General features: G+C 68.8%; 24 protein-coding genes and 1 tRNA gene. 10 read left to right on the plus strand and 15 right to left on the minus strand.

Features of this window, described 5'->3' with window-relative positions; all coding sequences use genetic code 11:
* Positions 1–25: 25 nt before the first annotated feature.
* Both recO and AKH00_RS00150 read left to right on the plus strand, forming a co-directional pair.
* On the plus strand, positions 26–769 hold the full coding sequence (recO, locus tag AKH00_RS00145; RefSeq protein WP_050720722.1) for a DNA repair protein RecO: 744 nt from the start codon (positions 26–28) through the stop codon (positions 767–769).
* Complete coding sequence (locus tag AKH00_RS00150) at positions 766–1,569, plus strand: isoprenyl transferase (RefSeq protein WP_050720723.1); 804 nt, start codon at positions 766–768, stop codon at positions 1,567–1,569. The genes recO and AKH00_RS00150 overlap by 4 nt, the downstream gene beginning before the upstream one ends.
* Here AKH00_RS00150 and AKH00_RS00155 read toward each other — a convergent pair.
* Positions 1,509–2,120, minus strand: a complete 612-nt coding sequence (locus tag AKH00_RS00155) for an AAA family ATPase (protein WP_050720724.1) — start codon at positions 2,118–2,120, stop codon at positions 1,509–1,511. The genes AKH00_RS00150 and AKH00_RS00155 overlap by 61 nt on opposite strands.
* 54 nt (positions 2,121–2,174) lie before the next feature.
* On the opposite strand from AKH00_RS00155, the gene AKH00_RS00160 reads away from it, so the two are divergent.
* Positions 2,175–2,867, plus strand: a complete 693-nt coding sequence (locus AKH00_RS00160) for a DsbA family oxidoreductase (RefSeq protein ID WP_050720725.1) — start codon at positions 2,175–2,177, stop codon at positions 2,865–2,867.
* 63 nt (positions 2,868–2,930) lie between these two features.
* On the opposite strand, the gene AKH00_RS00165 is transcribed toward AKH00_RS00160, so the two are convergent.
* The gene (locus AKH00_RS00165) at positions 2,931–4,145 is read right to left on the minus strand and encodes a metallophosphoesterase family protein (protein WP_050720726.1); all 1,215 of its coding nucleotides are present in this window, start codon (positions 4,143–4,145) and stop codon (positions 2,931–2,933) included.
* Positions 4,146–4,302: 157 nt separating this feature from the next.
* Complete coding sequence (locus AKH00_RS00170; protein WP_050720727.1) at positions 4,303–4,794, minus strand: glutathione peroxidase; 492 nt, start codon at positions 4,792–4,794, stop codon at positions 4,303–4,305.
* Positions 4,795–4,853: 59 nt separating this feature from the next.
* On the opposite strand from AKH00_RS00170, the gene dusB reads away from it, so the two are divergent.
* The 5 genes from dusB (at position 4,854) to AKH00_RS00195 (ending at position 10,233) form a co-directional block, all read left to right on the plus strand.
* Positions 4,854–6,008: a tRNA dihydrouridine synthase DusB gene (gene dusB / locus AKH00_RS00175; RefSeq protein WP_050720728.1), complete on the plus strand. Its 1,155-nt coding sequence runs from the start codon at positions 4,854–4,856 to the stop codon at positions 6,006–6,008.
* Positions 5,998–7,383: a deoxyguanosinetriphosphate triphosphohydrolase gene (locus AKH00_RS00180; RefSeq protein WP_050720729.1), complete on the plus strand. Its 1,386-nt coding sequence runs from the start codon at positions 5,998–6,000 to the stop codon at positions 7,381–7,383. The genes dusB and AKH00_RS00180 overlap by 11 nt, the downstream gene beginning before the upstream one ends.
* Positions 7,383–9,251 carry a DNA primase gene (dnaG, locus tag AKH00_RS00185; protein WP_050720730.1) on the plus strand — a complete coding sequence of 623 codons (1,869 nt, stop codon included), beginning with the start codon at positions 7,383–7,385 and terminating at the stop codon, positions 9,249–9,251. The genes AKH00_RS00180 and dnaG overlap by 1 nt, the downstream gene beginning before the upstream one ends.
* A 36-nt stretch (positions 9,252–9,287) precedes the next feature.
* Positions 9,288–10,061, plus strand: coding sequence for an ATP-binding cassette domain-containing protein (locus AKH00_RS00190; protein WP_050720731.1), 774 nt, complete (start codon positions 9,288–9,290; stop codon positions 10,059–10,061).
* Between the two features lie 96 nt (positions 10,062–10,157).
* Positions 10,158–10,233: transfer RNA gene (locus AKH00_RS00195), tRNA-Asn, on the plus strand.
* A 123-nt stretch (positions 10,234–10,356) separates the two neighbouring features.
* On the opposite strand, the gene AKH00_RS00200 is transcribed toward AKH00_RS00195, so the two are convergent.
* Positions 10,357–10,872, minus strand: coding sequence for a hypothetical protein (locus AKH00_RS00200; protein ID WP_050720732.1), 516 nt, complete (start codon positions 10,870–10,872; stop codon positions 10,357–10,359).
* 140 nt (positions 10,873–11,012) lie between these two features.
* On the minus strand, positions 11,013–11,579 hold the full coding sequence (gene def, locus AKH00_RS00205; RefSeq protein WP_082297324.1) for a peptide deformylase: 567 nt from the start codon (positions 11,577–11,579) through the stop codon (positions 11,013–11,015).
* 61 nt (positions 11,580–11,640) lie between these two features.
* Between def and AKH00_RS00210 the strand changes: the two genes are divergently transcribed.
* Complete coding sequence (locus tag AKH00_RS00210; protein ID WP_050721953.1) at positions 11,641–12,648, plus strand: DMT family transporter; 1,008 nt, start codon at positions 11,641–11,643, stop codon at positions 12,646–12,648.
* A gap of 60 nt (positions 12,649–12,708) precedes the next feature.
* Here the strand turns inward: AKH00_RS00210 and pgl are convergent, their stop codons facing one another.
* The 8 genes from pgl to AKH00_RS18050 all read right to left on the minus strand — a co-directional run bounded on the left by pgl (position 12,709) and on the right by AKH00_RS18050 (position 22,390).
* On the minus strand, positions 12,709–13,494 hold the full coding sequence (pgl, locus tag AKH00_RS00215; protein WP_200903774.1) for a 6-phosphogluconolactonase: 786 nt from the start codon (positions 13,492–13,494) through the stop codon (positions 12,709–12,711).
* Positions 13,494–14,429 carry a glucose-6-phosphate dehydrogenase assembly protein OpcA gene (locus tag AKH00_RS00220; protein ID WP_050720735.1) on the minus strand — a complete coding sequence of 312 codons (936 nt, stop codon included), beginning with the start codon at positions 14,427–14,429 and terminating at the stop codon, positions 13,494–13,496. The genes pgl and AKH00_RS00220 overlap by 1 nt, the downstream gene beginning before the upstream one ends.
* Positions 14,426–15,976 carry a glucose-6-phosphate dehydrogenase gene (gene zwf / locus AKH00_RS00225; RefSeq protein ID WP_050720736.1) on the minus strand — a complete coding sequence of 517 codons (1,551 nt, stop codon included), beginning with the start codon at positions 15,974–15,976 and terminating at the stop codon, positions 14,426–14,428. Before zwf ends, AKH00_RS00220 begins: the two co-directional genes overlap by 4 nt.
* 22 nt (positions 15,977–15,998) lie before the next feature.
* Positions 15,999–17,606 carry a glucose-6-phosphate isomerase gene (locus tag AKH00_RS00230; RefSeq protein ID WP_050720737.1) on the minus strand — a complete coding sequence of 536 codons (1,608 nt, stop codon included), beginning with the start codon at positions 17,604–17,606 and terminating at the stop codon, positions 15,999–16,001.
* The gene (gene tal / locus AKH00_RS00235; protein ID WP_050720738.1) at positions 17,603–18,715 is read right to left on the minus strand and encodes a transaldolase; all 1,113 of its coding nucleotides are present in this window, start codon (positions 18,713–18,715) and stop codon (positions 17,603–17,605) included. Before tal ends, AKH00_RS00230 begins: the two co-directional genes overlap by 4 nt.
* Positions 18,716–18,728: 13 nt before the next feature.
* Entirely contained in the window at positions 18,729–20,828 is a 2,100-nt protein-coding gene (gene tkt, locus AKH00_RS00240; protein ID WP_050721954.1) for a transketolase, read from the minus strand.
* A gap of 228 nt (positions 20,829–21,056) precedes the next feature.
* Positions 21,057–21,581, minus strand: a complete 525-nt coding sequence (locus AKH00_RS00245; protein WP_235556636.1) for a hypothetical protein — start codon at positions 21,579–21,581, stop codon at positions 21,057–21,059.
* A gap of 272 nt (positions 21,582–21,853) precedes the next feature.
* Positions 21,854–22,390, minus strand: a complete 537-nt coding sequence (locus tag AKH00_RS18050) for a hypothetical protein (protein WP_050720739.1) — start codon at positions 22,388–22,390, stop codon at positions 21,854–21,856.
* A 150-nt stretch (positions 22,391–22,540) separates the two neighbouring features.
* Here AKH00_RS18050 and AKH00_RS00255 point away from each other — a divergent pair, with 150 nt between their 5' ends.
* A complete protein-coding gene (locus AKH00_RS00255; protein WP_414685154.1) occupies positions 22,541–23,455 on the plus strand; it encodes a heme o synthase in 915 nt (304 codons plus the stop codon).
* Here the strand turns inward: AKH00_RS00255 and AKH00_RS00260 are convergent.
* A complete protein-coding gene (locus AKH00_RS00260) occupies positions 23,401–23,865 on the minus strand; it encodes a hypothetical protein (protein WP_152926073.1) in 465 nt (154 codons plus the stop codon). The two genes, AKH00_RS00255 and AKH00_RS00260, sit on opposite strands and share 55 nt — an antisense overlap.
* 154 nt (positions 23,866–24,019) lie before the next feature.
* Positions 24,020–25,141 (minus strand): COX15/CtaA family protein, encoded by a 1,122-nt coding sequence (locus AKH00_RS00265; RefSeq protein ID WP_082297325.1) that lies wholly within the window; start codon positions 25,139–25,141, stop codon positions 24,020–24,022.
* Positions 25,142–25,253 lie beyond the last annotated feature (112 nt).

Here is a 25,253-nt window from a genome sequence, read left to right on the forward strand (position 1 = left end):
GTCGCGCACGGAGGATAATCGAGGGGTGCCCACGTATCGAGACGAAGCAGTGATCCTGCGCACCCACAAACTGGGTGAGGCCGATCGCATCGTCACGATGCTGTCCCGGCGTCATGGCAAGGTGCGCGCGGTCGCGAAAGGCGTGCGACGGACCTCGTCGAAGTTCGGCTCGCGGCTCGAGCCGTTCATGGTCGCCGACGTGCAGCTGTATCAGGGTCGCTCGCTCGACATCGTGCAGCAGGCCGAGTCGCTCGGTGCGTACGGCGCCGATATCGCCTCGCACTACGACCGGTTCACCTCGGCGAGTGCGATGGTCGAGACGGCCGATCGGCTCAGCGACTCGGAGGCCACACCCGAGCAGTACCTCCTCCTGGTGGGCGGGCTGCGAGCGCTGTCCCGCGGAGAGCACGCGCCGCGCAGCATCCTCGACTCGTACCTTCTGCGCGTCATGGCGCTGTCGGGCTGGGCGCCCTCGCTCGGAGACTGCGCCCGCTGCGGAGCTCCGGGACCGCACACGACGTTCGTCGCCCAGCTGGGCGGCCTGGTGTGCCGTAACGACGCCCCGGCCGGCAGCCCGCGCATCGCCGACCGCACGCTCGAACTCCTCCGCTCGCTCATGGCGGGGGAGTGGGACGTGATCGACTCCGCATCCGTCGCCGAGACCTCCGCGGCCTCGGGCCTCATCGCCGCCTACGTCCAGTGGCACCTGGAGCGCGGCATCCGCTCGCTCGCGCATGTGAAAGACGACCCTCGAGAAGGAGCACGGTGAGTCCCAAGCCGTACACGCACAAGGATGCCGTGGCCTACCGCCCGCTCGACTGGACGGGCGTGTACCCGCCGACCTTCCCCGCCGTGCCCGAGCACGTCGCGATCGTCATGGACGGCAACGGCCGGTGGGCGAACCGCCGGGGACTCACCCGCATCGAGGGGCACAAGGCGGGCGAGGAGGTGCTGCTCGACGTCGTCGCGGGCGCCATCCAGGCCGGGGTGAAACATCTGTCGGTCTACGCGTTCTCGACCGAGAACTGGGCGCGGTCGCCCGAGGAGGTCCGCTTCCTCATGGGCTACAACCGCGACGTGCTGCACCGCCGCCGCGATCAGCTCAACGAGTGGAATGTGCGCATCCGCTGGGCCGGCCGCAAGCCGCGTCTGTGGGGCAGCGTGATCACCGAGCTGCAGCGCGCCGAGGAGCTGACGAAGAAGAACACCGGGCTGACGCTCACGATGTGCGTGAACTACGGCGGGCGGGTCGAGATCGTCGACGCGGTGCGCTCTATCGCCGCCGACGTGGCCGCGGGACGGGTCAGGCCGAACGCGATCACCGAGAAGATGATCCGCCGCCACCTCTACGTGCCGGACATGCCCGATGTCGACCTGTTCCTGCGCAGCTCCGGGGAGCAGCGCACCTCGAACTTCCTGCTCTGGGAGTCGGCCTACGCGGAGATGGTGTTCCTCGAGACCCTGTGGCCGGACTTCTCGCGAGAGGAGCTGTGGCGGGCGATCGGGATCTACCTGTCTCGCGACCGGCGGTTCGGCGGCGCGATCGACACCCCCGACGCCCCGGCCTGAGCCCGCAGCCACCGCTCGGTCTCGCGGGGGTGGCGCAGGCGCACGATCGTCAGGTGCGGGAACTCGACCTCGGCCTCCGGCATCCGCTCGGTCCATTTGTGGAGCGTCTTCGTCTGCCAGGCGAGGATGTTCTCCTCGGGGGCACCGCGGAACATCCTCCAGATCGGCTTCTCGACGTTGCCGTTGTACATCCTCGTGCGCAGGATGCTGCGGCTCAGCGTCCGCCGCAGCAGGCGGGAGCGCACCACCCGGTACGGGTAGTCGAGCCAGATCACCAGGTGCGCCCGGGGCGTGAGGATCAGATCGGTGCCCTTGCTCGTGTACTGCCACTCGGTGACCCAGCGGTCCTCGGCGGCGAACGCGCGCACGTCGTCGATGAACGTCGGCCGCGGCGTCCAGCCCTCCCCGTGGAACAGTCCGTCGATCTCGGTGTGGCGGAGACCCCACAGCGCGGCGATGCGACGCGAGAGCGTCGTCTTTCCGGAGCCGGTCACGCCCGCGACCAGCACGCGCTCGGGCACGCGCGGGAGCGGATCGTCGGCGGAGAGCATCCGAGAATCCTACCGACCGGAATAGGCCGGTCGGAGATGCGGTTGGATGACAGTGTGACTGACGCCATCTCCATCGACATCTGGTCCGACATCGCCTGCCCCTGGTGCTACATCGGCAAGCGCAACCTCGAGAAGGGCCTGGAAGCCGTCGCCGGCGACGATGACGCCCCTCAGGTGAACATCACCTTCCACTCGTTCGAGCTCTCTCCCGACACCCCCGTCGACTTCGACGGCGACGAGGTCGACTTCCTCGCCGGTCACAAGGGCATGCCGCGCGAGCAGGTCGAGCAGATGCTGTCGCACGTCACCGGCGTGGCCGAGAACGCCGGCCTGCAGTACCGTTTCGACCTGCTGCAGCACACGAACACGGTCAAGGCGCACGAGCTTCTGCACTTCGCGAAGGCGAACGACCTGCAGCACGAGATGGAGGAGCGGCTGATGTCCGCATACTTCACCGAGGGCAAGCACGTCGGTCGGGTCGACGACCTCGTGGAGCTCGCCGTCGAGGTGGGTCTGGATGCCGACGCAGCCCGCGAGGCCCTCGAGTCCTCCCGTCACCTGCAGGACGTCCGTCAGGATCAGGCGCAGGCTCAGGCCTACGGCATCCAGGGCGTCCCGTTCTTCGTGATCGACGGCCAGTACGGCATCAGCGGCGCCCAGCCGCCCGCCGCCTTCGAGAACGTCCTGCGCGACCTCTGGGCCAAGCGCGGCGCTCCCGAGGCCGAGCCGGAGACCGCCTCGGCCTGAGGACTGTTCACGCAGAGGGGCGTCGGGACTTCAGCTCCCGACGCCCCTCTGCTCGTCCGAGCGTCAGATCCTCTCCTGCTTCGGAGCCAGCGAAAGCGGCTCCATCGGCTGGTCGTCCGCGGTGAGGTCGATCCCGAGATCGCGGGCGTACACGACCCGCGTCGCGATCGCCACCGCGTCACCCGTCTCGGTGAGCTCGAACACTCGACCGCCCCGCATGCGATTGCGCTCGGCGCCGTCGAGGCCATACGCGCCGAACCCCGTGCCGGGTGCGTAGCCGAGCTTCACTCCGTAGTAATCGCCGACATAGTCGTTGACGTGATCGTGTCCGACGAAGACGCCCTTCACGTCGCCGCGCTCGAGGATCGCATTGAACATCCCCGAGTTGAACGGACCCGGGCACTCGTCCTCATTCCGTTCGCCGACGATCCCGTGGCGGGCGCGACCGCGCGCGGCGTCGGCCTCGGTGCGAGTGTCGACGCCGCCCCACCACATGAACCGGTGCTCCCATAGGGCGATATGCAGGAACATGAGCCCCGGCACCTTCGCTCCGCGCCGCTTCTCGAGCTCCTGCGACTGCTGGCGGTACCAGGCGACCTGATCCATGCGCACCCAATCCCAGGTGGGGTAGCCGGCGAAGTCCTGGCCGTTCAGTGCCTCGGGGGCGTAGCGGCCGGAGTCCATCAGCCACAGGGCGAAGGCCTCCCTGTTCTTCTTCGCGGAGGAGGCGATCGTCGCGATCGTGTTGCTGGTGCCGGTCACGCCGCGGGTGCTCTCGGCGTTCATGTTGTAGTCGTACGAGCGGTAGATCGCCAGCATCCCCGCCTCGTCGACCCCCGACTGAGGCAGGGAGTCCTCGTCGTGATTCCCGAAGGTAACGGCCCACGGGATCTGACGGGACTCCATCGGCCAGACGACGTTGTTGATCGCCTGCTTGACGGCGAGCCGGGTCTCGCATCCCCCGGTGATGACATCGCCGTTGATGACCACGAAGTCCGGCGTCTCCTGATCGAGCACCTTCTCGATGAGTTCCACCGTGCGACGGTCGGTGAGCTCGTCGTCCTGCGTGTCGTTGAACTGCACGACCTTGAAGGTTCCGTCGGTGCGGAACTGCAGCCGTCCGACCTTGCCCGGCTTCGTCGGCCGCGCAGACGACGAGGCGTCGGGGCTCGCAGAAGCGTTCTCCGGCGCGGCGCCGAGCGGGAGAGCGGTGCTGAGCGCACCGAGCGCGCCTGCGGTCAGGACGGTCCGTCGGCTGATCGGCATGGTGTCGGGCATGGTCGGTCTCCTTGTCGTCGAGCGGCTGTCGCCGCGGCGAGACTACGGAGGATGCATGGCCGTGAACCGACCGACAGGTGAACGCGGCTTCCGACCGTCGCCTGAGAGGCGGGATGCGCGGGTGACGCCCAGATGAACCGGGCGGTCGCCGCGTCGCCTAGCGGGTCAGCGCGGACTCGATCGCGCCGACGATCGCGGGGTCGTCCGGCTTCTGCTTGGGGCGGAAGCGGATGACGTCGCCGTCGGGCAGCACGAGGAACTTCTCGAAGTTCCACTCGACGCGACCGGCCTTGCCCCCGGCATCCTCGGTCTGCTTCAGCGCCTTGTAGAGGTCGGCGGCGTTCCGGCCGTTGACCTTGACCTTGTCGTTGATCGGGAAGGTCACGCCGTACGTCGTGGAGCAGAAGTCGAGGATCTGCTCCATCGACCCGGGCTCCTGACCGAAGAACTGGTTGCACGGGAACCCCACGACGCTGAATCCGCGGTCGCCGTAGAGGCGCTGCAGCTCCTCGAGCTGCTCGTACTGCGGGGTGAGTCCGCACTTCGAGGCGACGTTCACGACGAGCACCACATCGCCCAGATCGTCGAGCGTCTTCTCGTTGCCGTCGGCGTCGAGGAAGGGGATGGAACGCACTGCGGGATCGGTCATGTTCACAGCTTAGGTCGATGCGCCGCCACGGGCTCCGTGTCTGGGAGAATGGACGGGTCATGACTGTCGCAACCGCCCCCGTTCCCACCCTCCGCATCGGCCCGATCGCGCTCGACGTGCCCGTCGTCCTCGCGCCCATGGCGGGGATCACGAACACGGCGTTCCGTCGGCTCTGCCGCGAGTACGGCGCCGGCCTCTACGTGAGCGAGATGATCACGTCGCGCGCGCTCGTCGAACGCAACGAGACCACCATGCGCCTCATCCGCCATCACGAGTCCGAGACCCCGCGCTCGATCCAGCTGTACGGCGTCGACCCCAAGACGATCGCGGATGCCGTGCGCATCATCGTCGCCGAGGACCACGCCGACCACATCGACCTGAACTTCGGCTGCCCCGTGCCCAAGGTCACCCGCAAGGGCGGAGGCGCGGCTCTGCCGTGGAAGTCCTCGCTGTTCGCGGACATCGTGACCCAGGCCGTCAAGGCGGCGGGCGACATCCCGCTGACGGTCAAGATGCGCAAGGGCATCGACCCCGACCACCTGACGTTCCTCGATGCAGGACGCGCCGCGGAGGATGCGGGGGCCGCGGCGGTCGCACTGCACGCCCGCACCGCGAGCGAGTTCTACTCGGGCTTCGCCGACTGGAACGCGATCGGCGAGCTCAAGCAGGCCGTCACCAGCATCCCCGTGCTCGGCAACGGCGACATCTGGTCGGCCGACGACGCTGTGCGGATGATGGCGCAGACAGACTGCGACGGTGTTGTCGTCGGCCGAGGCTGCCTCGGGCGTCCCTGGCTGTTCGGTGAGCTCGCGAACGCGTTCGGCGGCGAGGGCAAGACCGTCGACGCGACGCTCGGGTTCGTCGCCGACGCGTTCAAGCGCCACGCCGAGCTGCTCGTCGAGTTCTTCGAGGACGAGGACCGCGGATGCCGCGACGTCCGCAAGCACGTCGCCTGGTACTTCAAGGGCTACCCGGTCGGCGGCGACATCCGCACCGGCCTCGCGACGGCATCCAGCCTCCAGGAGATCGACGACCTGCTCGGGCAGCTCGATCACTCGGCTCCCTACCCCGGTGCGGATGCCGAAGGCCAGCGCGGCCGGTCCGGGCGACCCAAGCGTCCCGCGCTGCCCGACAAGTGGTTGGAGTCGCGCGAGCTCGCGGCGTCGGCATCCGAGATGATGCGAGGTGCGGAGATCGAGAACAGTGGTGGCTGAGGCTCGGGCGTCTGCCCGGGCGGACGGCTACGACCAGCGCGACGCCGAGCGCTTCTTCGCGGAGACACATCGATCCGAGCGCGACGACTTCGCGCGCGACCGCGCCCGCGTCCTCCACTCCGCGGCGCTGCGCCGGCTGGCCGCCAAGACGCAGGTGCTCAGTCCCGCCAGCACCGCCGACTTCGCCCGCAACCGGCTCACGCACTCGCTCGAGGTCGCGCAGGTGGGGCGCGAGCTCGCCACCGCGCTCGGAGTCTCCGCAGACGTCGTCGACACCGCGTGCCTGAGCCACGACCTCGGTCATCCGCCGTTCGGCCACAACGGGGAGCGGGCGCTCAACGAGTGGGCAGAGCCCATCGGCGGTTTCGAGGGCAACGCGCAGTCGCTGCGCATCCTCACACGGCTCGAGGCCAAGGTGATCGACGACGACGGGCACTCCGTGGGGCTCAACCTCACCCGCGCGAGCCTCGACGCGACGTGCAAGTACCCGTGGACCGTCGACAGCCCCGTCCCCGATCCCGGAGGTCGTCTCAAGTTCGGCGTGTACCCCGACGACGAGGCGGTGTTCCGCTGGATGCGTGAGGGGGCGACCAAGCGCCTGCGCTGCATCGAGGCCGAGATCATGGACCTATCCGACGACATCGGCTACTCCGTGCACGACTTCGAGGACGCGATCGTCAACGGCTACGTCGACGTCGCACAGCTCTCCGACCCCCGCGCGCACGAGGCGCTGATCGACCGCATCCAGCAGTGGGTCGGCTACGACTTCACACGCGACGAACTCGCCGACGCCCTGTACCGCCTGTCGTCGCAGCCCATGTGGCTCACCTCGTTCGACCGCTCCCGCCGCGACCTCGCGAACCTCAAGAACCTGACGAGCGACCTGATCGGCCGCTTCGCCCGCGCCGCGGTCTCCGCGACCCGCGACGCGTACGCCGGACCGGTGCTCGTGCGCTACAACGCGCACGTGGTCGTGCCGCGCGTGGTCGAGGCCGAGATCGCGGTGCTCAAGGGCATCATGGGCCAGGCGATCGTGACGATCGAAGCGCGCAAGGGTGTTTACAAGGAGCAGCGTCGAGTGCTCACCCGTCTCGCCGACGCCCTGTGGTCGACGGATGCGCTGTGGTCGGCCGGCGCCGACGTGCTCGAACCGGCGTTCTCCGCCGACTTCCGCGCCGCGACGTCTGATGCCGAGCGCGCGCGCGTGGTCGTCGACCAGATCGCCAGCCTCACCGACCAGAGCGCGATCGACTGGCACAACCGACTCGTGGGAGAGATCGACCCAGCCGAGGTGGGCATCTGGACGCCGCGTCACGCACGCCCCGGCGCTCGCGTGCACACGCCTCCGGCCGCGGTCATCGAAGGCGCGCGCTGATGCCCCGCATCCGTCAGGCCGACGTCGATGAGGTGAAGGCCCGCACCAACATCGCCGACATCGTGGGGGAGCGGGTCGCGCTGAAGTCGGCCGGTGTCGGCTCGCTCAAGGGGCTCTGTCCCTTCCACGACGAGAAGAGCCCGAGCTTCCACGTGCGCCCGCAGGTCGGGTACTACCACTGCTTCGGCTGCGGCGAGTCCGGGGACGTGTACTCGTTCCTGCGCGAGATGGACCACGTGAGCTTCACGGAGGCCGTCGAGCGCCTCGCCGGCAGGATCGGCTACACGTTGCACTACGAAGACGGCGGCGCGGCGCCTGAGACCAGCGGACGGAGCCGCCTCTACGCCGCGAACACCGCGGCCGCCGAGTTCTTCCGCTCGCAGCTGCTGACGCCGGATGCCGAGGCGGGGCGTCGCTTCCTCGGCGAGCGGGGTTTCGACGCCGGGGCGGCCGCGCACTTCGGCGTGGGCTTCGCGCCGCGCGGCTGGGACGGAATGCTCAAGGCGCTCAGCGCCCAGGGTTTCACGCGCGAGGAGCTCCTGACCGCGGGGCTCGTGTCGCAGGGCCAGCGCGGGGTGTACGACCGGTTCCGCGGACGTCTGGTGTGGCCCATCCGCGACGTGTCCGGTCAGACCATCGGCTTCGGCGCCCGCAAGCTCTTCGACGACGACCAGGGCCCCAAGTACCTCAACACCCCCGAGACACCGATCTACAAGAAGGCCCAGGTCCTCTACGGACTCGACCTCGCCAAGCGCGACATCTCGCGCGGCGACCCCCGCCGCGTGGTCGTCGTGGAGGGCTACACCGACGTCATGGCCTGCCACCTCGCGGGCCTCACGACCGCGATCGCGACGTGCGGCACGGCGTTCGGCACCGACCACATCAAGGTGCTGCGGCGAGTGATGGGCGACGACAACGCCTCCGGCGAGGTCGTGTTCACGTTCGACGGCGATGAGGCCGGACAGAAGGCTGCGCTCCGCGCCTTCACCGAAGACGATCGCTTCAACGCCCAGACCTTTGTGGCCGTGGCGCCCGACGGCCTCGACCCGTGCGACCTGCGCCTGCAGCGTGGCGATGCCGCGGTCCGCTCCCTCATGGACTCCAAGCAGCCCATGTTCGAGTTCGCGATCGATCGCAAGCTCGGCGGGTTCGACCTCTCCACGGTGGAGGGGCGGGTCGGCGCCCTGCGCGCCGCGGCGCCGATCGTGGCTGAGATCAGGGACCGTCTGCTGCGCCCGGGGTACGAGCGCGTGCTCGCCCGTCGTCTCGGTATGGACCCCACCGAGGTGCACGGAGAGGTCGAGCGTGCGGCACGGAGCGGATCATCGTCGTCCCGATCCGAGGGCAACCGACACGAAGCCGTCTCCATCGAGTCGGTCCAGGGCGGATCGGGCTTTGCGCCCGTGACGCTCGCGAGCCTTCCCCGGAATCCCGATGTCGGCGTGGAACGCGATGCACTGATGGGCGTCATGCAGTACGGCCACCGCCTGGACCAGTCACTGGTCGCACGGGCCCTCGGGGCGCCGTTCCGCACGCCGGGTCTCGACGCGGTGCGCGAGGCCGTCGCCGCGGCTCCCGACCGCACCAGGGCCGGCTGGGTGACCGAGGCCGTCAATGCCGTGCGTGAGCCGTATCGTTCACTGGCGGGTGAGCTGCTCATGACCCCATTCCCCGCGCGCGACGAGGAGGGTGCGGTCGTCTCGGCCACCGACCTCGCGCGTCGACTGATCCTGCGCGGGCTCGAGCACGAGAAGCAGGAGCTCCTGGGGGCCGTGCAGCGCGTGCCGGCGGACTCCGACGGGGGGCGCGCTCTGCGGATGCGCCTGCGCGACATCGACGTGGAACGCCAGCGCTTCACCGAGTCGTAACGGCATCCCTCGCGACCCGCAGGGCAGGATGGATTCATGTTCTCTCGGCCCGAATCGACCCACGCGATCGACTGCTCCGACCTGGTCATCGATCGGGTCGGCCACAGCGGTCCGACCCGCGCGATCGACGGTGTCACGTTCGCCCTTCCGCCCGGGGAGCTGATCTGCGTCGCGGGGCCCACCGGCTCGGGCAAGTCCACGCTCGTCGCCGCGCTGGCGGGATCGACAGACCCGTCGGTGCGCGTGGTCGGAGGCAGCGCTCAGGTGTGCGGCGTCGACATCCGTCGCCCGGGGCGCCGCCACCGCCTGCTGACCTATCGCACGGGATTCGTGCCGCAGGGAGCGGGAGCGGACCTTCCTCCGCAACTGACGGTCAACGAGGTCATCGCCGAGCCGATTCTCATCCGGGAGAAGCGCGTCAACACCAAGGCGCTGTCGATACGAGTGGCCACTCTGCTCGACGAGCTGCACCTGCCGCTCGGGACGGCTGCGAAGTTCCCCTACGAGCTCAGCGCGGGCATGCGGCAGAGGGTCGCGATCGCGCGGTCGTTCATCCTGGAGCCGCGCGTGCTGATCGCCGACGAGATCCTCGCGAACCTCGACCTCGAGGTGCGTCCGGTCGTGTTCGACGCGATCACGCGTCGACGCAAGGAGCAGGGGATGGGCGCTCTCCTGGTCACGAACGACGCCGACTTCATCCGCGAACTGAACGCCGAGACCCTGATGCTCCGCGGCGGTCATGTCGTGGCCCGCGGGGTCGGCAAGGACCTGCTGTGGGCGCCCAATGCGGAGGCGGATTCGCAGCATTGAGGGCGGCGAGGTCGACACGCCCGATGTGCGGCCCGTGTCACGAGCACGGTCTGGAGTTTGCTAGGATTGACGAGTTGCCCGCGCAGCGGAGCACATTCCTCGGTAGCTCAATTGGCAGAGCAGCCGGCTGTTAACCGGCAGGTTCTTGGTTCGAGTCCAAGCCGGGGAGCCAATACCCCTGATTCTCCTGGAGAGTCAGGGGTTTTCCCTTTCCTGGGGTCTGATCGCGCGCGGCCTCCGCAGACGACGAGGGCCACGCCGGTCGGCGTGGCCCTCGTGGTATGCGGTGTCGAGATCAGCGCGCGGCACCCGCGAGCGAACCCGTGGTCTGACCGGCCGAGTCGAAGATGATGCACTGGATGACGCGGTCGTTGTACTCGTCCCAGGTGTCCTTGGTCGGCGTGATGGTGGTCACGTCGAGAGCGGAGTCCTGGTAGCCGATGCCCACGAAGCTCGTGTAGGCGTCGCCGATGCACTCCTGCGAGGCCGTGTCGATGTCGGTCTCCGAGAACTCGCCGTCGGGCATCGTGATCTCGTAGTAGACCTCCTGGTCGTGCGGCTCGGAGCACGGCACGACGTCGATGTCCTCGAGCAGCCCGGTGGGGCTGTCCATGGTGCAGTCGCCGACCTTCAGCGAGAAGATGTCGATGTTCGCGCTCTCGGTGACCTGTCCGGTGTCCTCGTCGCGGTCGGCATCGCCGGAACCCCCGCCGAGGATGCCGTTCAGTGCGCTACAGCCGGTCAGAGCGACCGAGAACGCCACCGCAGTGCCGGTGAGCGCCAGTGCGCGTCGCGTGCGCAGCTTCATCATGATTTCCCTCCCAGAAACGTCTGTGGTGTGGGATACCGATATATCCCCCCGGAGCACGCTAGCCGGGTCCGAGTCTGTGATGCAACTCCGAAGACACTGTGCTCCCGCTGGGAACGGCACGCCGTCGTCGGCGAGACGAATCAGCCTTCGAGATCGTCGACGCCCGGCATCCAGCTCGCGCCGGGGCGTCCCCACCCGCGCTTCCGCGCGATCTTCTGCACCGTCTTCCAGTCGCCGTCTGAGAGCCGATCGATGTAGAGGATGCCGTCGAGGTGGTCGAACTCGTGCTGCATGATCCGCGCACGCCAGCCGTCCACGGCGATCTCGACCGGGCTCCCGTCCAGGTCGGTGCCGGTCACCCGCACGCGCTCCGAGCGACGCAGCGCGAAGCGCTCTCCCGGGAAGGAGAGGCACCCCTCGGACTCGAGATCGTCATCCGGAGCGCCCGGCTCCAGGGGCACCATCCAGAGCTCTGGGTTGATGAGCACTCCTCGCCACGGCTGATCGTCCTCGTCGACGTAGGCGTAGGTGTAGATCCGCAGAGGAACCCCGACCTGGGGCGCAGCGAGGCCCACGCCGGGGGCGGTGTCCATGGTCTCGAACATGTCCGCCACGAGCGTGCGGATCTCGTCCGTGATCTCTTCGACGGGGGAGGCGGGGGAGTGCAGGACGGGGTCGCCCATGATGCGAATCGGAAGTACAGCCACGCCATAACCCTACTCGGCGCGGATCGGCGGGTAGGGTCGTGATGTGAGCATTGCGGTGTGGATGACTGGGGCTGAAGACATCACCGACCAGCTGGTCGGTGTCTTCCAGAACCCCAAGCTGCTCCTGGGCATCCCGCTCGCCCTCGCGGGTGCCGTGTTCATGTCCCTCGGTGCGCAGTACCAGCATCGGGGAGTGGAGAAGGTCGAGCGACTGAGCGGCGCTCAAGGCACGAACGGTCTCAGCGGCGGGCAGCTCAAAGCACTCCTCACGCGTCCGTCCTGGCTCATCGGCACGCTCATGCTCGGTCTCGCCATCGTCTGCCAGCTCGCCGCGCTCTCTCAGGCTCCGCTGATCGTGGTGCAGCCGCTCGGCGCGATCGCCCTCGTCATCACGACGCTGCTCAACGCGCGCATCTCCGGCCATTCGCCCACCCGGCAGTCGATCACGGCGATCGTCTGCTGCGTCGGCGGCATCTTCCTCTTCGTCTCCTTCGCCGCGCTCTTCGCGACCGAGAAGAAGATCGGCGACAGCGAGCTCTTCACGATCCTCGCGATCCTGCTGGTCGTCATCATCGTGCTCGGAGCCTGCTGGCTGATTCTGCGACGCCGCATGCGCGCGCTGTTCTACGTGATCGGCGCCGGCATCCTCTACGGCTTCGTCGCCACGCTCGCCAAGGCCATCATCAGCCGGATCGAGGCCGGCAACTTCGAGTGGATCACACTCGTCTGCCTGATCGCCCTGATCGCGGCCGGAGCCGTCGGCGCCTACTTCGTCCAGACCGCGTACAGCTCGGGCCCACCGGACCTCGTGATCGCAGGTCTCACGGTGGTCGACCCCCTCATCGCCGTGCTCATCGGCATGGTCGTGCTCGGCGAGGCTGCGGCCGCTCCGCCGTGGGTGCTCGTGATCTTCGGCGTCGCGGGAGCCATCGCCGTCTGGGGCGTCGTCGGCCTGGCGCGCTACCACCCGCAGGTTCTCAGCGAGAGCCAGGAGCTTCCGATCGTGCGGGGGAGCGACTCTGCGGACTCCTCCGACCGTCCGGCTGCCGCCGCCGACGGCGAGTCCTGATCGGCCGGACCTCGGCTGACCCCTGAGCGGGCCCGGTCGACGCGTCCCGGTCGACGTCCGTCAGTAGGCCGAGTCGATCAGATCCGGTGACACCTCGGACGCGGCCGCCTCATCGACGAAGAAGACGGTGCGCTTGCGCCCCTTCGCACCCGCGGCGGGCACGCTGGCATAGCTCGCACCCGCAAGCGCGAGGCCGAGAGCCGACGCCTTGTCGGCACCAGTGAGGACGAGCCAGACTCGCTTGGACGCGTTCAGCACCGGACGCGTGAGCGTCACGCGCTCGGGCGGCGGCTTGGGAGAGTTCCGCACGGGGAGTGCGGCGGCATCGGTCACCGTGACCTCGGGACGGTCGGGGAAGAGGGAGGCGATGTGCCCGTCCGGTCCGACCCCGAGGAAGCACACGGCGAAGGAGGGCCACGGATGCTCGTCCGTGCCGTAGCGTGCGAGTTCGGCCTCGTAGGCCGCGGCGGCCTCGTCGAGGGTCAGGCCCTCGTCGGCGGCCGCGACCTCGTGCACGTTCTCGGCGGGTACGTCGATGTGGTCCAGAAGCGCCGCACGGGACTGGACGGCGTTGCGGTCGGCGTGGTCGCGGGCGACGAAGCGCTCGTCGCCCCACCAGAAGTGCACGAGAGACCAGTCGATCGTCGCCGCACGCGGATGCTCGAGCGTGGCGCGCAGGACCGCACCGCCCATCGAGCCGCCGGTGAGGGCGACGTGGGCGATACGGCCGTTGCGCGTACGTGCACGGAGCCGTGTCAGGAAGCGGTCCGCGACCCGCTCGGCGACGGCGGCGGGAGTGGACTCGATCACGACCCGCTTCTCTGCGGACGCTGACTGCGACGACATCATGCTCCTGTCTCGGGCGGACCCAGCTTCTCCCAGCCCTCGGTGATCACTCGACCGTACAGGACGTCGGGATCGAGACGGCGGAGCTCCTCGGCGAGGCACTCGCGCAGGGTGCGTCGCGGCAGGTGCAGGTCGTGGTCGGGCTGGCCGGGCTGCGTGAGCACGGCGTCGCCCGGGGCCGGACGCTCGAGAAGGATGTCACCGGAGGCACGGGTGAGACGCACCGACTTGATGCCCTCCTCCCAGTTCTTCGGGTTCTCGTACGACCACTTCACCGGAACGTCGAGGGCCATCTGCAGCCAGGCGGCGAGGAGTGCCGTGGACGGCGACGCGGACGCTCCGCGGACCTCGACGCCTGTGACCTCCTCGTACGGCGGCTGGTCCAGCACGGCGGCGAGCTGCTCGCGCCAGTGCGTCAGACGCGTCCACGCGAGGTCGGTATCTCCGGGGGCATGCGTGCGGCCCAGGAGCGCCAGACGGTCGCGCACATCGGGCGAGGTCGCGGCATCCGTGATCCGGCGCTGAGCGATGCGTCCGAGCGGCGAGGTCGCGGGGGAGGTGGGAGCCTCCTCCGGCCACCAGGCGACCACGGGCGCATCGGGGAGCAGCAGACCGGTGAGGAGGCTCTCCTCGTTGCTGGCGGCCGCGCCGTAGGCGCGCAGCACCACGACCTCGCTCGCTCCGGCGTCGCCGCCGACGCGGATCTGCGCGTCGAGGCGGGCTTCGCCGTCGCCCGTGGTGAGCACGATGACACGCATCGGGTGCTCGCGCGAAGCGTCGTTGGCGGCGTCGATGGCGGCCTCGGCGACGCCGTTGCGCGCCGAGATCACGAGTGTGAGGACGCGTCCGAGGGCGACCGCGCCGCCCTCTTCGCGCACCTTGACGAGCTGCTTGGCGACCTGGCTGACGGTCGTGTCGGGAAGGTCGATGATCACGGTCGTCTCCAGACTCGTCCGTCGCGGGCCAGGAGGTCGTCGGCGGATGCCGGACCCCACGAACCGGGTGCGTACTGATCCACGGGGCCGCCTTCGGCCGCCCAGAACTTCTCCACCGGGTCGAGGATCTTCCAGGAGAGCTCGACCTCCTCGTGGCGCGGGAACAGGGGCGGGTCGCCGAGGAGCACGTCGAGGATGAGCCGCTCGTACGCCTCGGGGCTCGCCTCGGTGAACGCGTGGCCGTAACCGAAGTCCATGGTGACGTCGCGCACGTTCGTGCCGTTGCCCGGCACCTTCGATCCGAACCGGATGGTCACGCCCTCATCGGGCTGCACGCGGATAACGAGCGCGTTCTGGCCGAGCTCGGTGGTGTTGGACCGGCCGAACAGGTGCTCGGGAGCGCGCTTGAACACGACGGCGACCTCGGTCACGCGGCGGCCCAGGCGCTTACCCGTGCGCAGGTAGAACGGCACACCGGCCCAGCGGCGGGTGTCGATCTCGAGCTTGATCGCCGCGTAGGTCTCGGTCGCGGACTGCGGGTCCATGCCCTCCTCGTCGAGGAAGCCGGTGACCTGCTCGCCACCCTGCCATCCGCCGGCGTACTGACCGCGCGCCGTGGCGAGGGAGAGGTCGTCCGGCACGTGCACGGCCGCCAGCACCTTCTCCTTCTCGGCGCGCAGATGCTCGGCCGAGAGGCTGATGGGCTCCTCCATCGCCGTGAGGGCGAGGAGCTGCAGCAGGTGGTTCTGGATGACGTCGCGAGCCGCGCCGATGCCGTCGTAGTACCCGGCACGACCGCCGACGCCGATGTCCTCGGCCATCGTGATCTGCACGTGATCGACGTAGTTGCGGTTCCAGATCGGCTCGTACAGCTCGTTCGCGAAGCGCAGCGCCAGGATGTTCTGCACCGTCTCCTTGCCGAGGTAGTGGTCGATGCGGAAGATCGAGTCGGCGGGGAAGGCGACCTCGAGCGCCGCGTTCAGGGCGCGAGCGGAGTCCAGGTCGTGGCCGAACGGCTTCTCGATCACCACACGGCGCCAGTGCTCGTCGTCGTCCGCGTCCTCGCCGACGAGACCCGAGTCCTTGAGCTGCTTCGCGACGAGCGGGAAGTCCTTCGGCGGGATCGACAGGTAGTACGCGTGATTGCCCATCGTGCCGCGTTCGACGTCGAGCTTCTCGACGGTCTCACGGAGCTTGCGGAAGGACTCCGGGTTGTCGAACTCGCCCGACACGAACCGGATGCCCTGCAGCAGCTGCGCCCACGTCTCCTCGCGGAAAGGCGTGCGGGCGTGCTGCTTGACCGCGTCGTACACGACCTGCGCGAAGTCCTGGTCCTCCCAGTCGCGGCGGGCGAACCCGACGAGCGCGAACCCGGGCGGCAGCAGACCGCGGTTGGCCAGGTCGTATACGGCCGGCATGAGCTTCTTGCGGGAGAGGTCTCCGGTCACGCCGAAGATCACGAGGGCGCTGGGGCCTGCGATCCGGTTGAGACGACGATCGTCGGGGTCGCGCAGCGGGTTGTGCGCGCGCGAGATGGGAACGGACATCAGCGGGTGATTCTCCTGGGAGTTACTTCTGAGCTGCTTCGAAGAGGGTGAGCACGTCGGCCGACGAGTCGGTGATCGTCAGAGTGACGACAGGGCGGCCGTGCTCGGCGAGGACACCGGCGTCGCCGGCTGCCTGCGCCTCGATGAGCTGTCCGAATGTGAACGGACGCTCGGGGATCTCGAGATCCACGTCGGTGCGCTCCAGGATCTGGAGGTACACCCCCTGCGCAGGACCGCCCTTGTGGTACTGGCCGGTCGAGTGGAGGAAGCGCGGTCCCCAGCCGAACGTCGTCGGACGGCCGGAATCGGCGGCGACGAGTTCGCGTAGGCCCTGGAGCTGCGGGAGGTCGAGACGGTTCACATATGCCTGGATCGACACGTAGCCGTCGTCCGCGAGGCGCGCCCAGAGAGCATCCATCACTCCCTCGACCGTGCCGGACGCCGCCAGCGCGGGATCGGACACACGCACTTCGACGCCGTTCTCGACGAACACCGGGGCAGTGGGCTCGGGGCGTGCATCGAGCAGGCCGCGCGCGGCGACCTTCGCCGACTCGACGTCGGGCTGGTCGAACGGGTCGATGCCGAGCAGGTGACCGGCGATCGCGGTGGCGTACTCCCAGACGAGGAACTGCGCGCCGAGCGTGCCGCTCACGAGGATCTCGCCCGGGTGGCGCTCGCGGAGGTGGAACTCGTCCGCGTCGTCGACCAGCCGAACGATCTGCAGGTCTGCGGGAACGGAGTCGAGCTCGGGGGAGACCGGCAGCAGCACGACCGGGAGGATGCCGGTGGCGTCCTTGCCGGTCGACTCGGCGATCAGCTGCTCGATCCAGTCGGGCAGCCCCTTGATGTGGGTGCCGTCCGTGACCAGACCGAGCTTGTCGCGTCTCGGCGAGGTCGCGGCGATCGCGGCGGCCAGGCGCAGCGCGGGGTTCTCGGCCGAGTCGACCGCGACCTCGAGCAGCGACGCCTCGGCCTCGTTCAGGAGCTCGTCGATGTCGACGCCGGCCAGACCGGAGGGGACCAAGCCGAATGCGGTGAGCGCGGAGTAGCGGCCGCCCACGTTCGGGTCGGCGTTGAACACGCGATAGCCGGCTTCGCGGGCCGAGACGTCCAACGGCGATCCGGGGTCGGTGACGACGACGATGCGCGCGACGGGGTCGATGCCGAGATCGCGGAACGCGGCTTCGAACGTGCGGCGCTGCGAATCAGTCTCGATGGTGGAGCCGGACTTGGACGACACGACGAGCACCGTGTCCTGCAGGCCGTCGTCGAGCGCCGAGAGCACCTGGCCCGGGGCCGTGGAGTCGAGGATCGTCAACGGCACCCCGGCGGTCTGCGCGATGACCTCGGGAGCCAGCGACGATCCGCCCATGCCGGCGAGCACGACCCGGTTCACGCCCTGGGTGCGCAGCTCGTCGCGCAGCGCGACGATCTCCGGGACGAGGGGACGCGATACCGAGACCGCGTCGACCCATCCGAGCCTGATCGACGCCTCGGCCTCCGCGGCGGGACCCCACAGGGTGGAGTCGCCGCCGGTGAGGCGTGAGGCGACCAGATCACGGACGAGAGCCGGGACGGTCTCGTCGATCGCGACACGCGCCGGGCCCGACGCGTGGATCGCGAATGTCATCGCTGGGCCTCCAGCGCCTCGGTCACCTGACCGAGCAGATCGTGCCAGGAGTCGATGAACTTGGCGACGCCCTCGTCCTCGAGCACCTGGGTGACGTCGGTGAGGTCGATGCCGACGGCGGCGAGCTCGTCGAAGACCTTGTGGGCCTCGGCGTAGCCGCCGGTGATGGTGTCGCCGGTGATCTCACCGTGGTCGAACGTGGCGTCCAGCGTCTTCTCGGGCATCGTGTTGACGACGCCTGCGGCGACGAGCTCGGTCACGTACAGGGTGTCGGGGAGGTTCGGGTCCTTGACGCCGGTCGACGCCCAGAGCGGACGCTGCAGGTTCGCGCCTGCCGCGAGGAGCTCCTGCGCGCGCTTCTCGGCGAACGTCTTCTCGAACAGCTCGTAGGCGAGACGAGCGTTCGCGAGTCCTGCCTTGCCCTTGAGAGCCGCGGCCTCGTCGCTGCCGATGGCGTCGAGGCGCTTGTCGGTCTCGGTGTCGACGCGCGACACGAAGAACGACGCCACCGAGTGGATCGTGGAGAGGTCGATGCCGGCGGCCTTGGCGGTCTCGAGACCGGAGAGGTACGCCTCGATGACCTCGGCGTAGCGCTCGAGGCTGAAGATCAGCGTGACGTTGACGCTGATGCCGGCGCCGATGGCCTCGGCGATGGCCGGGAGGCCCGCCTTGGTCGCGGGGATCTTGACGAGCAGGTTCGGACGGTCGATCTTCTCCCACAGCTGCTTTGCCGAGGCGACCGTGCCCTCGGTGTCGTGCGCGAGGTCGGGGGAGACCTCGATCGAGACGCGGCCGTCGACGTGGTTCGTGGCCTCCCACACGGGGCGGAAGACATCGAGCGCGTCGGCGACGTCCTGCGTGGTCGCCGCGAAGACGGCATCCTCTGCGCTCGTGCCCGACGCGGCCAGCTCACTGAGCTGCGCGTCGTACGACGTGTCGTTCTTGTTCGTGATCGCGTTCGCGAAGATCGTCGGGTTCGTGGTGACGCCGACGACGTTCTTGGTGTCGATCAGCTGCTGCAGGTTGCCGGAGGAGATGCGCGTGCGCGACAGGTCGTCGAGCCAGATGCTGACGCCGGCGGCGGTGAGGTCTGCGGTGGGGGTGCTCATGAGTTCTCCTTGATCAGTTGGCGTTCTCGGCCAGGGTCTCGCGCGTGGCCGCGACGACGGCCTCGGTGGTGATCCCGAACTTCTCGAACAGGGTCTTGTAGTCGGCGGAGGCGCCGAAGTGGTCGATGCCGACCGAGCGGCCGCGATCGCCGACGATGCCGCGCCAGCTCAGCACGGAGCCGGCCTCGACGGAGACGCGCGCCGTGACGTTCTTCGGCAGGACGGACTCGCGGTAGGCGGCATCCTGCTCGTCGAACCACTCGAGCGAGGGAGCGGAGACGACGCGGACGTTGACGCCCTCCTTCGCGAGCTCGGCCCGCGCGTTGACCGCGAGCTGCACCTCGGAGCCCGTCGCGACGATGATCGCGTCGGGCGTGCCGGTCGGAGCCTCGGCGAGCACGTACGCGCCCTTCGAGACGTTGTCTGCCGAAGCGAACACGTCTCCGGATGCCGCGCCCTCGCCACGCTCGAACACCGGGATGTTCTGACGGGTCAGTGCGATGCCGGCGGGGCCCGCGGTGCGGCGCAGGATCTCGAGCCATGCGGCGGCGGTCTCGTTCGCGTCGGCCGGACGGACGAGCGTGAAGTTCGGGATCGCACGGAGCGTCGCGAGCTGCTCGATCGGCTGGTGCGTGGGGCCGTCCTCGCCGAGGGCGACGGAGTCGTGCGTCCAGACGAAGATGCTGGGGACGTTCATCAGAGCGGCGAGACGCACCGGCGGGCGCATGTAGTCGCTGAAGATGAGGAACGTGCCGCCGAACGCGCGGGTCTTGCCGTGCAGGACGATGCCGTTGACGATCGCGCCCATGGCGTGCTCGCGGATGCCGAAGTGCAGCACGCGTCCGTAGGGGCTGCCCGACCACTCGTGGGTCGACCACTCGGCGGGGATGAACGACTTGGCGTCCTTGATCGTCGTGAGGTTCGACTCGGCGAGGTCGGCCGATCCGCCCCAGAGCTCGGGGAGCTCAGCGGCGAGGGCGTTGATGACCTGGCCGGAGGCGGCGCGGGTCGAGACGTCCTTGCCGCTCTCGAACACGGGCAGTGCGGAGGCGATGCCCTCGGGCAGGTCGCCGGCCTCGAGGCGGTCGAGCAGAGCCTTGCGCTCGGGGTTCGCAGCCGCCCAGGCGTCGAACGACTTCTGCCAGGCGGCGCGCTCCTCGGCGGCACGGGCGGCCAGCCCGCGGGTGTGCTCGATCACGTCGTCGGCGACGACGAAGTTCTTCTCGGGGTCGAAGCCCAGGACCTCCTTCGTGGCGGCGAGCTCGTCGGCGCCGAGGGCGGAGCCGTGGATCTTGCCGGAGTTCTGCTTGCCGGGCGACGGCCAGCCGATGATGGTCTTGAGGATGATGAGCGACGGCTTGGAGGTCTCGCCCTTCGCGGCCTCGATCGCGGCGTAGAGCTCGGCGACGTCCTCGACGTACTCGCCGGTCTTCTTCCAGTCGATCGTCTGCACCTGCCAGCCGTAGGCCTCGTAGCGCTTCGCGACGTCCTCGGTGAACGCGACGTTCGTGTCGTCCTCGATGGAGATCTGGTTGGAGTCGTAGATCGCGATCAGGTTGCCGAGCTGCTGGTGGCCCGCGAGCGAACCCGCCTCGCTGGTCACGCCCTCCTGCAGGTCGCCGTCGCCCGCGACCACGTAGACGAAGTGGTCGAACGGGCTGGTGCCCTCGGCGGCCTCGGGGTCGAACAGGCCGCGCTCGTAGCGGGCGGCGTAGGCGAAGCCGACGGCCGAGGCGAGGCCCTGACCGAGCGGGCCGGTCGTGATCTCGACGCCCTTGGTGTGGCCGTACTCGGGGTGGCCCGGCGTGAGCGAGCCCCAGGTGCGCAGCGCCTCGAGGTCGCTGAGCTCCAGGCCGAAGCCGCCCAGGTAGAGCTGCACGTACTGCGTGAGCGAGGAGTGACCGGCGGACAGGATGAAGCGGTCGCGGCCGAGCCAGTCGACGTCGGTCGGGTCGTGACGGAGCACGCGCTGGTACAGCAGGTACGCGGCGGGAGCCAGGCTCATCGCGGTGCCGGGGTGGCCGTTGCCGACCTTCTCCACGGCGTCCGCAGCCAGCACGCGAGCGGTGTCCACCGCGCGCCGATCGATCTCATCCCACTGCAATTCCGACACGGTGAAGCCCTTCTTCAACAGTTCGATAGCGCCCTGGCCGCAGCATCGTTCCGCTTCGTCACGGAGAAAGGTGAATGTGCGCTGGGCGCGCGAGTCCCCCCAGCATAGCGCCGGGGGTCGACCCCGTTTCCTCCCTTTACAACGTGGGAGGAGTCGGGTAATTCCCTCTTGGAAGGGCGAAATCGGATGCCGTGGAATCGCGTCCCACGCGGGGTGGAACGCGATGCCTCAGCAGCCGGGGGCGCCCGGATTCTCCGCGCAGGTGTGCGCCACCAGCGCCGTCCGCGCCTCGAACACGCGGATGTCGCGGCCAGGCCCGTCGGTGCGGAGTTCTCCGGCCACCGGGAGCCAGCCGGTGCCGAGATCGACCTCGGCCGCATACCGCACGTCGACGTCGGCACGGTAGGTGCCCCGCTCCCGGTAGACGTGGCTCGTGGGCGTCGTCGTGAACTGCGCCTGGCCGAGTTCCGCCCAGGTGCGCCCGGGCGCGTCGCGCGTCGTCGCGGTGCCGTCGCCGTAGGTGTAGTCGTAGGCGACGGGCGTGAAGCGGACCGTGATCGGCATGCCGAACAGAGTGCCAGACACGGTCTGCGTAGACGCGGCGCTCACGAAGTTCGCGGGCATGCCGGCGATCGCGACGTCGCCGGGCTCGGCGGTCGTGGCGACCGGAGGCGGCGCGAACTGGGCGAGATCGGCGATCGTGACCGTCGGCAGTGACGGGGGAGCGGAGGGGACGTTCGGCCGATTGGGCATGAGCTCGAAGCACCGTGCGAACTCCCAGTCGTCGATGCACCGCTGCAACTCGGATCGCGGGTCGGCCGGGGCCGGGGCGGTGTCGCTCTTGCTTCGAGGTTTCCCCGCGGGCGGTGGCGTGCCGGGCTGCTGCTTCGTGCCCGAGATCGTGAGCGTGGACCCGTTGGTCGAACAAGAGTTGATAGTTGCTTGGAGCGCGGGAGAACAAGCGGTTGATGAAGACAGTGCTACCCACCCGGAGAAAGGTGCGACAACGAAGGCGGCGAGTAACGCTATGGTGCGCATGACTCATCTGTGCCTTCAGTCTCGTCTGTGATCAAAAACCTTTGCTCCTGGTGGCGCATCGTTACTATTTGCGCGATCACGCTTGGTCGTTCGACGGGGGTCACATCTGTTCCACCCTCGTCGAGCGCGCGGGTCGCGGACAGGTCGAGGCATACATGGGCCGTCAACTCGGTACTGGTTTCAAAATGGGCCTCGATGCTGGGCGCAAAGGACTTCACGAAGATTGAGCCTTCGAGGCGAACGCCGAGCGAATCGAGATACCGCTGAGCCTCAATGTCGCCTTCGAGGGCATTGCTGATGAGGAAGTCTTGGGGATCAGGGCTACTCAAGCCGGAGTTGCGCGCATTCACGGCGTCGTTGTACGCCCGGTACACCTCCTCCGCAGCCGCAAAAGCCTCCTCATCACTCGCGAAGGCGGGCGTCGGGCTCGGGGTCGGAGCGGGATCAGGGGCGCAGCCCCCGAGCATCCCTCCGAGGGCGAGCACGCCGAGGGCCACGAGGGGGAGACGGTGGCGGAGGAGCATCCGGTCACGGTAGTCGGATCGAGATGGTCGGCGTGCGCGTTATCCACAGGCCGAGACGCCGGATCTCGGGGCAGACCGGTGCCCGGACCGCCCTCCTGCGTGTCGTAGACTGGAAAAGCTGTCGTGACGTGTGTGGAGGAGGCGATCGAGATCTCGACGATGTCTGATCAGACCGTTGTGAAGAAGACCTTCGGTCGTACCGTGAAGGCGTACGTCGCCCTCACCAAGCCGCGCGTCCTCGAACTCCTGCTCGTGTCGACCGTACCGGTGATGTTCCTCGCACAGGGCGGCCTCCCGAACATGTGGCTCGTGCTCGCCACGGTCATCGGCGGTGCGATGAGCGCCGGATCCGCCGCGGCGTTCAACATGTACCTCGATCGCGACATCGACGCGCACATGCACCGCACGTCGAGCCGGCCCCTCGTGACGGGCGAGATCACCCCGCGCGGCGCCCTGGTCTTCTCCTGGACCCTGGCAATCCTGTCGACCGTGTGGCTCCTGGTCACGACCAACTGGCTGGCCGCATCGCTCTCGGCGTTCGCGATCTTCTTCTACGTCGTGATCTACACGATGATCCTCAAGCGGCGCACCGAGCAGAACATCATCTGGGGCGGCATCGCCGGATGCTTCCCCGTGCTGATCGGCTGGTCGGCCGTGACCGGCTCGCTCGACTGGCCCGCCTTCATTTTGTTCGCCCTGATCTTCCTGTGGACGCCGCCGCACTACTGGCCGCTGTCGATGAAGTACAAGGACGACTACGACGATGTCGACGTGCCCATGCTCGGCGTGACCCGCAACGCCTCGCAGGTCGGCCTCCAGGTCATCCTCTACGCCTGGGCGACCATCGCGTGCTCGCTGCTGCTGATCCCGATCGCGAACATGGGCCTCGTCTACACCGTCTCCGCTCTCGTATTCGGCGGATGGTTCATCTACGAGTCGCACCGCCTGTACAACCAGGCCGTGCGGGGGAACGAGGCGCGGCCCATGCGCGTGTTCCACGCCTCGATCACCTACTTGACGCTGATCTTCGTCGCGGTCGCGGTCGATCCGCTGCTGCCGTTCTGAGATCCCTCGTCGTCGGTCGTCTCGACGACCTCGTCCGTTGACGCCTCGACGTTCTCGGCATCCGTCTCTGCCATGACCGGTGCCTCCGTGCCCTCGGCGGGAGCGGGCTCTTCCGCGGTCCAGTCGATCGGCTCGACGACCACGGACGCCGCAGCGGGCAGCAGCGCCTGCACGGCGGTGAGTGCGACGGCGAGCAGGATGCCGATGATGCCGGCGCCCAGCAGCACCGATCCCACGACGATGAGTGACTGACCCACGTAGACGTCCACGCCCGTCGCGGTGTTGTCGAGCAGCGTGCTGGTCATCGAGCCGACCTGGCCGGCGACGAGCCAGCCGCCCACTCCCGCGGAGGCGAGCGAGAGCACGAGGAGGAGCCAGAAGCCGATGCTGCGTGTGAGTGACTTGTTCATGCCCGCCACGATGCAGGAGCGACTGATGAGGGGCTGATGCGCGCCCTATGCATCCCCTGTGCCCGGGCGGATCGGGTCGCCGCGTCCCGATCAGCGGGCGGCGGCCCGATCCGCTGATCGGATCCGGGTCATCGCCCCGCAGATCGGGACGGAGTCAGCTGATCGGGGCGTCGACCGCGGCCTTGGCCTTCTTGAGGTGCAGCACGACGAGCGTGTACGTCGCCGCCGACAGGGAGGCGAGCACCATGTGGATGCCGACCAGCAGCGGCGGAAGGCCCTCGCGAGCCTGCCACACGCCTACGCCGACCTGCACGACGATCGCGATCACGAGCACCAGCAGCCACTTCCGCGGCTCGAGCTTGAGCACCCAGGCCGAGACGGTCATCGCGAGGACGAGCGCCGCGAGGATGTAGCCCGGCCACGAGTGCACGTGAGCCAGAACGGTGGCGTCGAAGCCGTGACGCAGCACGTCGGCGTCCCCCGAATGCGGGCCGGATCCCGTGGTCAGCACGCCGAACACGATCGTGACCGCGAGCGCGAGACCGGTGACGTGGCTGAGGATCATGAACCAGGTCGGCACCACGCGCTCGCGCGGACCGGGCACGGCGTACAGGCGCGACAGGAACGCCGCCGTGACGCAGACCAGCAGCAGCGAGGACGTGTAGTGGAACCCGACGATGAACGGGTTCAGGCCGGTGAGCACCGTGACGCCGCCGACAAGCGCCTGAGCGACGACGCCGATCAGCACGATCCATGCGAGCGCGTAGAGGTCGCGGCGCTCCGGCGCCCTGCGCGTGGAGAAGACCGCGGCGGCGATCACGGCGAGCAGCAGGACGCCGGTCGCGACGGGGAACGCGTGCTCGAAGAACTGCGAGACCACGAGGTAGGCGCCGGCTGCGGCGGCGATCCCGCCGACCGCGAACCAGAGCGTGCGCACGAGCGTCCGGGCGCCGCCGAGCGTGTAGAGCACGAGCAGCACCACGGCGAGCGCGATCACGCCCACCACGCCCGTCATCAGCCGGTTCCCGAATTCGATCAGCCCGTGCACGCCCTGATCGGCGTAGATCGGGACGAGGGACTCGGGGGTGCACAGCGGCCACTCCGAGCATCCGAGGCCCGACCCGGTGAGGCGCACGGCACCGCCCGTGCCGATGATGATCGTCTCGGTGACGAACGACAGCCACGCGAGGATCCGCAGCATCCGCCCCCAGACGTCGGCGCGTGCGGACGCCGGTGCGAGCGCGGGGGAGGAGGACGCGATGGTGGTCTCGGGCATTGGTGTCTCCGAACCGCAGCGGACACGGCGGGCGGCCCTGTCGTCAGGCGGAACCTGTAGAATCGGATTGTTGCGATGAGCGCTGACCGCGCTGAGGCATCGACAACAGTTT

The organism is Microbacterium sp. GCS4 (assembly GCF_001262495.1).
Classification (GTDB): Bacteria; Actinomycetota; Actinomycetes; order Actinomycetales; family Microbacteriaceae; genus Microbacterium.

What these genes read in the sequence shown, in the direction of transcription:
- AKH00_RS00155 (WP_050720724.1), bottom strand. Translation starts at nt 2,120, where the DNA reads ATGCTCTCCGCCGACGATCCGCTCCCGCGCGTGCCCGAGCGCGTGCTG.
- AKH00_RS00165 (WP_050720726.1), bottom strand. Translation starts at nt 4,145, where the DNA reads ATGCCCGACACCATGCCGATCAGCCGACGGACCGTCCTGACCGCAGGC.
- AKH00_RS00170 (WP_050720727.1), bottom strand. Translation starts at nt 4,794, where the DNA reads ATGACCGATCCCGCAGTGCGTTCCATCCCCTTCCTCGACGCCGACGGC.
- dusB (WP_050720728.1), top strand. Translation starts at nt 4,854, where the DNA reads ATGACTGTCGCAACCGCCCCCGTTCCCACCCTCCGCATCGGCCCGATC.
- dnaG (WP_050720730.1), top strand. Translation starts at nt 7,383, where the DNA reads ATGCCCCGCATCCGTCAGGCCGACGTCGATGAGGTGAAGGCCCGCACC.
- AKH00_RS00190 (WP_050720731.1), top strand. Translation starts at nt 9,288, where the DNA reads ATGTTCTCTCGGCCCGAATCGACCCACGCGATCGACTGCTCCGACCTG.
- AKH00_RS00200 (WP_050720732.1), bottom strand. Translation starts at nt 10,872, where the DNA reads ATGATGAAGCTGCGCACGCGACGCGCACTGGCGCTCACCGGCACTGCG.
- AKH00_RS00210 (WP_050721953.1), top strand. Translation starts at nt 11,641, where the DNA reads ATGACTGGGGCTGAAGACATCACCGACCAGCTGGTCGGTGTCTTCCAG.
- pgl (WP_200903774.1), bottom strand. Translation starts at nt 13,494, where the DNA reads ATGTCGTCGCAGTCAGCGTCCGCAGAGAAGCGGGTCGTGATCGAGTCC.
- zwf (WP_050720736.1), bottom strand. Translation starts at nt 15,976, where the DNA reads ATGTCCGTTCCCATCTCGCGCGCGCACAACCCGCTGCGCGACCCCGAC.
- AKH00_RS00230 (WP_050720737.1), bottom strand. Translation starts at nt 17,606, where the DNA reads ATGACATTCGCGATCCACGCGTCGGGCCCGGCGCGTGTCGCGATCGAC.
- tal (WP_050720738.1), bottom strand. Translation starts at nt 18,715, where the DNA reads ATGAGCACCCCCACCGCAGACCTCACCGCCGCCGGCGTCAGCATCTGG.
- AKH00_RS00245 (WP_235556636.1), bottom strand. Translation starts at nt 21,581, where the DNA reads ATGCCCAATCGGCCGAACGTCCCCTCCGCTCCCCCGTCACTGCCGACG.
- AKH00_RS18050 (WP_050720739.1), bottom strand. Translation starts at nt 22,390, where the DNA reads ATGCTCCTCCGCCACCGTCTCCCCCTCGTGGCCCTCGGCGTGCTCGCC.
- AKH00_RS00260 (WP_152926073.1), bottom strand. Translation starts at nt 23,865, where the DNA reads ATGAACAAGTCACTCACACGCAGCATCGGCTTCTGGCTCCTCCTCGTG.
- AKH00_RS00265 (WP_082297325.1), bottom strand. Translation starts at nt 25,141, where the DNA reads ATGCCCGAGACCACCATCGCGTCCTCCTCCCCCGCGCTCGCACCGGCG.